Source organism: Streptomyces sp. NPDC059695 (assembly GCF_042733785.1).
GTDB lineage: Bacteria > Actinomycetota > Actinomycetes > Streptomycetales > Streptomycetaceae > Streptomyces.
Genome location: NZ_JBHWFF010000062.1, coordinates 16,247 through 25,013, shown reverse-complemented (window position 1 = coordinate 25,013; position 8,767 = coordinate 16,247). Strand labels below are relative to the sequence as shown.

General features: G+C 75.3%; 8 protein-coding genes. 3 read left to right on the top strand and 5 right to left on the bottom strand.

The window, feature by feature from the left end; all coding sequences use genetic code 11:
* Window positions 1–130: 130 nt before the first annotated feature.
* Window positions 131–799 (bottom strand): pentapeptide repeat-containing protein, encoded by a 669-nt coding sequence (locus ACFV2S_RS37120; protein WP_385570520.1) that lies wholly within the window; start codon window positions 797–799, stop codon window positions 131–133.
* 98 nt (window positions 800–897) lie between these two features.
* Between ACFV2S_RS37120 and ACFV2S_RS37115 the strand changes: the two genes are divergently transcribed.
* A complete protein-coding gene (locus ACFV2S_RS37115; RefSeq protein ID WP_385570516.1) occupies window positions 898–2,085 on the top strand; it encodes a phytoene desaturase family protein in 1,188 nt (395 codons plus the stop codon).
* Window positions 2,086–2,152: 67 nt separating this feature from the next.
* Window positions 2,153–3,157: a zinc-binding dehydrogenase gene (locus tag ACFV2S_RS37110; protein WP_385570512.1), complete on the top strand. Its 1,005-nt coding sequence runs from the start codon at window positions 2,153–2,155 to the stop codon at window positions 3,155–3,157.
* A gap of 13 nt (window positions 3,158–3,170) precedes the next feature.
* Here the strand turns inward: ACFV2S_RS37110 and ACFV2S_RS37105 are convergent, their stop codons facing one another.
* The 3 genes from ACFV2S_RS37105 to ACFV2S_RS37095 are packed head-to-tail and all read right to left on the bottom strand — an operon-like array spanning window position 3,171 to window position 4,934.
* Entirely contained in the window at window positions 3,171–3,503 is a 333-nt protein-coding gene (locus tag ACFV2S_RS37105) for a hypothetical protein (protein WP_385570509.1), read from the bottom strand.
* Window positions 3,504–3,512: 9 nt separating this feature from the next.
* Complete coding sequence (locus tag ACFV2S_RS37100) at window positions 3,513–3,992, bottom strand: GNAT family N-acetyltransferase (RefSeq protein WP_385570505.1); 480 nt, start codon at window positions 3,990–3,992, stop codon at window positions 3,513–3,515.
* 54 nt (window positions 3,993–4,046) lie between these two features.
* Window positions 4,047–4,934, bottom strand: a complete 888-nt coding sequence (locus ACFV2S_RS37095; RefSeq protein ID WP_385570501.1) for an aminoglycoside phosphotransferase family protein — start codon at window positions 4,932–4,934, stop codon at window positions 4,047–4,049.
* A 134-nt stretch (window positions 4,935–5,068) separates the two neighbouring features.
* Between ACFV2S_RS37095 and ACFV2S_RS37090 the strand changes: the two genes are divergently transcribed.
* Window positions 5,069–6,457, top strand: a complete 1,389-nt coding sequence (locus ACFV2S_RS37090) for an NAD(P)/FAD-dependent oxidoreductase (RefSeq protein ID WP_385570496.1) — start codon at window positions 5,069–5,071, stop codon at window positions 6,455–6,457.
* Window positions 6,458–6,545: 88 nt separating this feature from the next.
* Here the strand turns inward: ACFV2S_RS37090 and ACFV2S_RS37085 are convergent, their stop codons facing one another.
* Window positions 6,546–8,639: a restriction endonuclease gene (locus ACFV2S_RS37085; protein WP_385570492.1), complete on the bottom strand. Its 2,094-nt coding sequence runs from the start codon at window positions 8,637–8,639 to the stop codon at window positions 6,546–6,548.
* Window positions 8,640–8,767 lie beyond the last annotated feature (128 nt).

The following is an 8,767-nucleotide window of genomic DNA, read 5'->3' as shown; positions in this document are numbered from 1 at the left end:
GGCGCGCGGGCGAGGCGCCACACGGGCGTGGGCGAACGCCCCACACGCGCAGCGGGCGAGGCGCCACAAAGGCGTGGGCCCACACGGGCCGCGGGCCAAGCCGCGCCGCACCGCCCCCCGCCCCGCAGGGTCACGTCTCCACCCTCACCCCCAGCCGCGCCGCCAGCATCGGCGCGAGGTCCAGGAGCTGGGGCGGGGAGATCACCGCGCCCGACAGGGACTCCACGCCCCGGGTGATCTCCAGGCGCGCCACCCCCCGCAGGTCCACGTCCTTCAGCCGCGCCCCCGTGAGGTCCACGCCCGTGAGCACGCAGTCCACGAACTCGACCCGCTCCAGGACCGCGCCCCCGAAGTCCGGCTCGCTCAGCACGCAGCCCTCGAAGACGACGTCCTTCAGCTTCGCCTCCCGCAGGTTCAGGTAGTCGCTCTTGCCGCCGCGGAAGACGACCCTCTCCAGGACCGCCCCGTGCAGCTGCGCCCCGCCGAGCCGCGCGTCCACGACCTCCACGTCCCGCAGCTGCGCCCCGGCCAGCACGGTGCCCACGCCCCGCACCCCCGTGAGGACCGAGTCGAGGAACCGCGCCGCCGTCAGCCGCGCCCCGTCGAGCCCGCACTCCCGGAGCGCGCAGTCGAGGAACCGGGCGCCCTCGCCGGACTGGCCCGTCAGGTCGAGTCCGGCCAGTTCGAGGCCGTCGTAGTCCCCGTCCGGTTCGAGTCCGCCCTCGTACGCCTCCAGGACCGGCAGCCGGATCTCCGGCCGCCGTGCCCCCACCACCTTCTTCTTGCGCTGTGTCGCCATGACCCCATCGTGATGTACGCCACTGACAACGCTCCCCGTGTCACATCCGAAGGCCCGGCGCCCGTCCCCCGTACGAGACCGACACGAGGGAGACGGACATGCGGAAGCTCACGATCATCGGTGGCGGCTTCGCCGGACTGACCGCCGCCATCACGGCCGCCGAGGCCGGCACCCGGGTGACCGTCCACGAGGCGCACCGGACGCTCGGCGGGCGGGCGCGCACGGCCGAGGGCCCGTACCTCACCAACGAGGGCCCGCACGCCCTCTACAACGGCGGCCCCCACTGGACCTGGCTCAAGCAGCGCGGTCTCCTCGGCGAGCTCGCCGTGCTGCCGCCCGCCGAGGCGCTCCGGTTCCGGGTGCACCTCGACGGCGCGGTGCGCCGCACCCCGCCGCTGGGCCTGTTCCGTCAGGCCCGCCGCACGGCGGAGGAGGCGCCCGTGGACGTCGACTTCCACACCTGGGCCGCGGGGCTGTCGGGGGAGCGCACCGCGCGCGTGGCCGCCGCGTACAGCGGGGTCGCGCTCTTCCACCACGACCCCGGCTCCCTCTCCGCCCGTTTCGTGCAGGAGCGCCTGCACCGGGCCGCGTGCCTGCCGCCCGAGGCGCACTACCCCCGGGGCGGCTGGGGACAGCTCATCGACCGGATGGCCGCGCGCGCGTGGGAGCTGGGCGTGCGGATCGAGACCTCGTCCCGCGTCGACGACCTGCCGCTCGACGGCGGTCCGGTGATCGTCGCGACCGCGCTTCCCGCCGCCGCCCGGCTCCTCGGCGACCCGTCGCTGGCCTGGGAGAGCGGCCGTACGGTCCTGCTCGACCTGGCGCTGCGCACCCGGAAGGGCGATCCGTTCGTGGTCTCCGACCTGGACGCGCCCGGCTGGGTCGAGCGCTTCACGGCCCAGGACCGCTCGCTGGCCCCGGCCGGGCAGCAGCTGGTCCAGGCGCAGCTGCCGATCGGCCCCGGGGCGTCGAAGGCGGACGGCGTGGCCCACGGCGAGCGGCTGCTCGACCTCGGCTTCCCCGGCTGGCGGGAGCGGACGGTGTGGCGCAGGGAGGCCGTGTCCCAGGGCCGTACGGGCGCGGTGGACCGCCCCGGCACCACCTGGCGCGACCGGCCGGCCGTCGACCGGGGCGACGGGGTGTATCTGGTGGGCGACCAGGTGGCGGCGCCGGGCGTGCTGTCGGAGGTGTCGTTCACGAGCGCGGTCGAGGCGGTGTCGCTGGCCCTGCGCGCGGACCTCCTGGAGCGCCACCACCAGCACGGCCTTGACCTCGAGCGCGGTTGAGGTCGGAGGCTGGATCCGCGAGCCGCCCGGGCCGCGAGTCCACCCGTACGACGACAGGGGAAACGTCATGCGCGCCATCCGCCTCCACGCCTTCGGTCCCGCCGAGAACCTCGTGTACGAGGAGACCCCCGACCCCGTGCCGGGCCCCGGCCAGGTCCGCATCCGGGTCGCGGCGGCCGGTGTGCACCTCCTCGACACCGCCCTCCGGGAGGGCGCCACGGGCCCGTTCCCCGCGCCCGCCGCGCTCCCCACGATCCCGGGCCGCGAGGTCGCCGGCACCGTGGACGCCCTCGGCGAGGGCACCGATCCGGCCTGGCTCGGGCGGCGGGTCGTCGCCCATCTCGGGATGAACCCCGGCGGCTACGCCGAGCGCGCCGTCACCGACGCCGCCCGCCTGCACGCCCTGCCGGACCACCTCGGCGAGGCGGAGGCCGTCGCCATGATCGGCACCGGCCGCACGGCCCTGGGCATCCTCGGCTTCACCGAGCTCGGCCCCGACGCGGTCGCGATCGTCCCGGCCGCCGCGGGCGGCATCGGCACCCTGCTCGTCCAGTACGCCAAGAACGCCGGCGCCACCGTCGTCGGCCTCGCCGGCGGCCCCGCGAAGACCGCCCTCGTCGAGGCGAACGGCGCCGATCTGGCCGTCGACTACAAGCGGGCCGACTGGCCGGAGGAGGTCCGCGCGTACCTGGACTCGGTCGGCCGGGACGCCACCGTCGTCTTCGACTCGGTCGGCGGCGCCACCGGCCGCGCCGCCGTCGGCCTGCTCGGCAAGGGCGGACAGCACCTGGTGTTCGGCTGGTCCGGCGCCGGACTCCACGACGGCGAGCCGCTCACCTTCACCCCGACGGAACTCGCCGAGCGCGGCATCACCTCGGAGTTCACGCTCGGCCCCGCCATGATCCAGAGGGCGGGCGGCGACATCCGTACGCTCGAACTCGCCGCCCTCGACGCGGCGGCGACCGGCAGCCTGCGCCCCGCGGTCCACCGCTTCCCGCTCGCGGAGGCGGCGGAGGCCCACCGCGCCCTGGAGAACCGGGGCACGACGGGCAAGGTGGTCCTCGTCCCGTAGGAGAAGGCGGGGGTCACACCCCGAGGACGTCCCAGGAGTGCGCCTTGAACTCCTTCAGGAAGTCCGGGTGGTCCTCCCACATCCGGGCGGCGGAGCGCAGCACGTCCCAGTTGTGCTCCAGGGCCTGGTCGACGACCTGGCGCAGCTCCGGCGCCGTCTCCCGCTTCTCCACGAGCCCGTTGACCGCCGACGCGGCCTGCACGGTGTAGCGCAGGGCCCGCAGGGCCCGCGACGTGTCGTCCATGCCGAATCCGTGGTCGTTCCCGTTGGCGGGGTCGAAGAGGGGCGTCAGCCGCGCCTCGATGAAGCCGGTGATCCGCTGGAACCGCTGCTCGATGTCATCCATGCCCCTTTCCTACACCGTCCCCCCGCCGAGCTCCGCCAGGGCCCCGTCCGTCAGCCGGTAGACCGTCCACTCGTCCTGCGGGCGGGCGCCGAGGGAGGCGTAGAAGTCGATCGAGGGCCGGTTCCAGTTCAGGACCGACCACTCCAGGCGCTCGTAGCCGCGCTCGACGCAGATCCGGGCCAGTTCGCGGAGCAGGGCCTTGCCGTGGCCGCCGCCGCGGGCCTCCGGGCGGACGTACAGGTCCTCCAGGTAGATGCCGTGGACTCCGCGCCAGGTCGAGAAGTTCAGGAACCAGAGGGCGAAGCCCACCGGCTCGCCCGACTGGGTCTCGGCGAGGTGCGCGTAGGCGGCGGGGTGCTCCCCGAACAGGGCCTCGTGGAGCTGCCCGGGAGTGGCCCGGACCTCGTCGAGGGCCTTCTCGTACTCCGCGAGGTCGCGGATCAGGGCGTGGATGACGGGGACGTCGGCAGGCGTGGCGGTACGGATCATGGACCCACCCTGCCCCGGACCGGGCCCTCGCCGCCAGCAGGACCCCGCCCCGGATCAGGCCCTTCCCGCCAGCAGGATCCGCGCGGCCGCGACCTGCTCGGGGTCGAGGGCCGGCTCTCCGTCCTCGACGTCCCAGAGGCCGTTCTGCAGGACCCGCCCCAGCGTCCAGGCCACGGCGCGCCGCCGGTCCCCGACGACCTCGGCGAGCAGGTCGAAGCGCCACAGGAACTGATCCGGGTCGAAGCGGTCCATCAGGGCCGGCAGCAGGTCGAAGCCCGGGTCCCCGGCGAGCGGCTTCGGGTCGATGGCCAGCCAGGGCTCCCGGTCGGCCGCCAGGACGTTCCCGAAGTGCAGGTCCCAGTGGAGCAGCCGGTCGCCCGGCTCGCCCGCCACGTCCCGTACGGCCGCCGCGCAGTCCCGCAGCACCGCCGCGTCGTCCGGGCCGAGCCGCGCCGCGGCCTGCGGGACGTCCGCGAGCATGCCGGCCGCGATGTCCGCGAGGGTCCGCAGCCCGGCGGGCGCGGGCACGGCGACGAGCCGGGCGAGCAGGTCCGCGACGATCCCGAGCGCCTCGCGGGTGTCCTCGACCGCGGACAGCGGCCGGGCCTCGTCGAGGCGCTCCAGGAGCATCGTCCCGGTCGTGTCGTCGTGGTCGAGGAGCCGGACCGCGCCCGCCCCGTCCCAGACGCGCAGGCCGACGGGCTCGCCCTCCGACTCCTCGTCGAGGAGCTGCATCTTCAGGGCGGCGCGGGTGCCGTCCGCGTCCCGCACGACGGGCAGCACCAGCGAGGCCACCCCGTACATCGAGGGCCCCGTGACCGACAGCCCCCACCGGCCGAGGAACTCCTCGGCCCGCGCGGGCAGCCCGGCGACGAACGCCCGCCCCGCCTCACCGTTGTACTTCGCCTGCGACGCGGCCAGTTCCTCCGGTACGTGAATCACCCCACGACCCTAGGGGGTGTGCGTCGCGCGGCGCCTTCGAGATTCCGGCGCGCGGGTCCGCCGGAGGAGCTGTATCCAGGAAGCCGAGGCCACCGGTAACGTCCCGCCCACGCATCCGGAATCCAGGGGTACACATGAGCACGGTCAACGGCGGCATATCGTTCTGGTACGCGCAGGAGGGCGCCCCCGCGCCCCGCGAACCGCTCCCCGGCGACACCACCGCCGACGTCTGCATCGTCGGCGGCGGCTACACCGGCCTGTGGACCGCCTACTACCTCAAGAAGGCCGTCCCCTTCCTCAACATCACCGTCCTCGAAGCCAAGTTCTGCGGCTACGGCGCCTCCGGACGCAACGGCGGCTGGCTCTACAACGGCATCGCGGGCCGCGACCGCTACGCGAAGCTCCACGGCCACGAGGCCGCCGTCCGCCTCCAGCAGGACATGAACGCCACCGTCACCGAGGTCCTCGACGTCTGCGAGACCGAGAAGATCGACGCCGACCAGCACCGCGGCGGCGTCCTGGAGGTCGCCCTCTCCCCCGCGCAGCTCGCCCGCCTCAAGGCCTTCCACGCCGCCGAGCTCGCCTTCGGCGAGACCGACCGCGAGCTGTACGGGGCCCGCGAGACCGCCGACCGCGTCCGCGTCGCCGGAGCCGTCGGCTCCTCCTGGACCCCGCACGGCGCCCGCCTGCACCCCGTGAAGCTCGTGCAGGGCCTCGCGGACGCGGTGGAGGCCCTCGGCGTCACCGTCCACGAGTCGACGCCCGTCACCGAGATCAGGCCCAAGCACGCGATCACCCCGTACGGCACCGTCCGCGCCCCGTACGTGCTGCGCTGCACCGAGGGCTTCACCGCCTCCCTGGCCGGCCAGCGCCGCACCTGGCTCCCCATGAACTCCTCGATGATCGCCACCGAGCCCCTCACCGAGGCCCAGTGGGAGTCCCTCGGCTGGAACGGCCGCGAGACCCTCGGCGACATGGCCCACGCCTACATGTACGCCCAGCGCACCGCCGACGGCCGCATCGCGCTGGGCGGCCGGGGCGTCCCGTACCGCTTCGGCTCGAAGACCGACAACGACGGCCGCACCCAGCCGCAGACGATCGAGGCGCTCCGCGAGATCCTGGTCCGCTTCTTCCCCCAGCTGGCGGGCGTACGGATCGACCACGCCTGGTCCGGTGTCCTGGGCGTCCCCCGCGACTGGTGCGCCACCGTCACCCTCGACCGCACCACCGGCCTCGGCTGGGCGGGCGGCTACGTCGGCTCCGGCGTCGCCACCGCCAACCTCGCCGCCCGCACCCTGCGCGACCTGATCCAGCAGGACTCCGGCCAGTCGGGCCCCACCGACCTCACCGCCCTGCCCTGGGTGAACCACAAGGTCCGCAAGTGGGAGCCGGAGCCGCTGCGCTGGCTCGGCGTCCAGACCATGTACGCGGCGTTCCGGGGCGCCGACCGCCGCGAGAGCACCGGCCACTCTGCGGAGACGGACCGCGTGGCGATCGTGGCGAACCGGCTGAGCGGCCGCTGAGCGAGGCGGCGGGGGCCCGCCCGGCGCCCCCGCCCGGCCGCTGAGCGAAGGGGTGCGGCCCGCCCGGCGCCCCCGCCCGCCCGCTCCCCTACTCCACCTCGATCCCGAAGTCCCCCACGAGCTCCTCCAGTCCGCCCCCGTACCCCTTCCCACCGAGGACGAAGTCCCAGTCCCCGCCGGCCCTGCGCCGGAACGACCCGAGGACCAGCGCCGTCTCCCCCGGCCGCCCGTCGGACACCTCCAGGCGGTCGAGCTCGGCGCCCGCGTCGTCCCGCAGCCTGATCCCGGCCTCCGTGAAGCCCCCCAGATCCGCGTCGGGGTTCACCTCCGGGTCCACGGCCGCCACCAGGACCAGCCGGTCCGCCCGGGCGGGCAGCGCGTCGAAGCCGACCCGCACGGCGGCGCGGTCACCGGGCGCGGCCGCCACCATCGCCACCGAACCGTCGGGCGTCGCGGGGTTGTTGAAGAAGACGAACCACTCATCGCCGAGGACCCGGTTCCCGGCGCAGACCAGCGCGCAGACGTCCAGGGCCGCGGATCCCGACCACACCATCCCCAGCAGGTTGAAGTCCTCGGAGGCCTCGGCGGGCGCGGAGACCGGCGCGGGCGCGGGCGCCGCCTCCCGGGCGGGCCCGCCCAGCCGGCCCCGCAGGCCGTGCTGGTGCAGCAGGTCCACCAGCTCGGTCCCCGCGATCAGCGTCAGCGGCTTGCCGTTGGCGAAGGTGTACGAACCGGGCCCGAACTTCGAGGTGGTGACGAGCACCCCCTTGTTGGCCCCCCGGTCCTGCACCGTCCCGTACAGGTCCCGCACCGCGCTCGGCGGCACCGTGTTCCGGTAGCGCTTGACCTGCACCACGATCGACCCGCCGCTGATCGGGTCGGGGTCGAGCGCCTGGACGTCGACCCCGCCGTCGCCCGAGCGCTGCGTGGTCACCGCCTGGAGGCCCCGCGCCCGGAACAGCTCGGCCACCAGCCCCTCGAAGGCGATCGGGTCCATGGCGAGCAGATCGGGCTCCTCCCCGTCCCCCTGCACCACCACGTCGGAGCCCACCTGCCCCGGCTCCCGCAGCGGCGCCACCGCCGTCCGCTCGTCCGGCCTGGCCGAGAGCCGCCCGGCCAGGGCCCCGGTCAGGCACTCGACGGCCCCCACGCGCTCCAGGTTCAGCCGGTCGAACGCCGGCCGGTCCACCACGACCGACGCCACGCACACGCGAGCGGCCCGCCCGGTGGCGGGATCGACCCCGCCGACGTACCCGTTCAGCGCCACCCCGTCGAGCGCCCCGAACCGGTCGGCGGCGAACAGCTCCCGGACCGCGAGCAGCACGCTCTGCGCCAGCACGTCCCGGTAGAGCGCCCGCCGCTGCGTCACCGGCCGCGGGACCTCCTTCTCCTGGTCCGTGCCCGGCAGGTACTTGACGCCCTTGGCCTCGGGGACGACCTCGTAGCCGGGCAGGTCCCAGTCGAGGACGAGCGCCCGCCCGGCCCGGTCGTAGGCGGCCGACACCTCCCGGGGGAACCCCTCGGGCCAGGCGGTCGACGCGAAGAGCACGGCGGTGAAGTACTCGACGACGGTGTCGGCGTCCCCGTCCCGCAGGGCGGCCACGGTCCCGTCGATCCCGCTGTTCTGGGCGCGTATCTCGGCGCGGCGGGAGGCGGCCCAGTCGTCGTACGCGCGCCGGTACGCCGCCAGCTGCTCGACCCGCCGCGCCTCGGCGGCCTGCGCCGCGTACCAGTCGTGCTCGAACCTGGCCCGCGCGTCCCGCTCGGCCCGGGCCCGTCCGGACGCGGTCCGGGCTCCCTGCGGCGGGTAGTGCCGCTGGTCCGGCATGGCGACGGGCTCCCCCAGCGGTCCGGGGGCGAACGGCTCGATCACCTCCTCCCGCCGCAGCGCCTCCACGCCGAAGGCGGGCGCCCGGCAGCCCGTCGCGAGCAGCGACTCCAGGAGGGCGACCCGCCGGTCGATCTCCTGGGTCCGCCGCAGGGCGTCGGCGTCCCGCTGCTGCCGGTAGGCGGCCCGCTGCTCCCGCTGCATCCGGGCGACGTCCCGCTCGTACGCCCGCTGCGCCCGCTCGGCGTCCCGCTGCTGCCGCAGCACCGCCTGGTGCTGCCCCTCCCGCTCCCGCTGCGCCACCCGCTGCTGCTCGGCCCACACCCCGATCAGCCCACCGGAACGCCGACTCATCCGCGCACCCCTCCCCAGATCTCCCCGGTACGACGGAGGGGCCCCCGCGCCGCGGGGCGGCCGGGGCGCCCCCGCCAACACCCCCCCGGGGGGGTCGAAACAACCGCCCCAAAAAAAAACAAACAGAC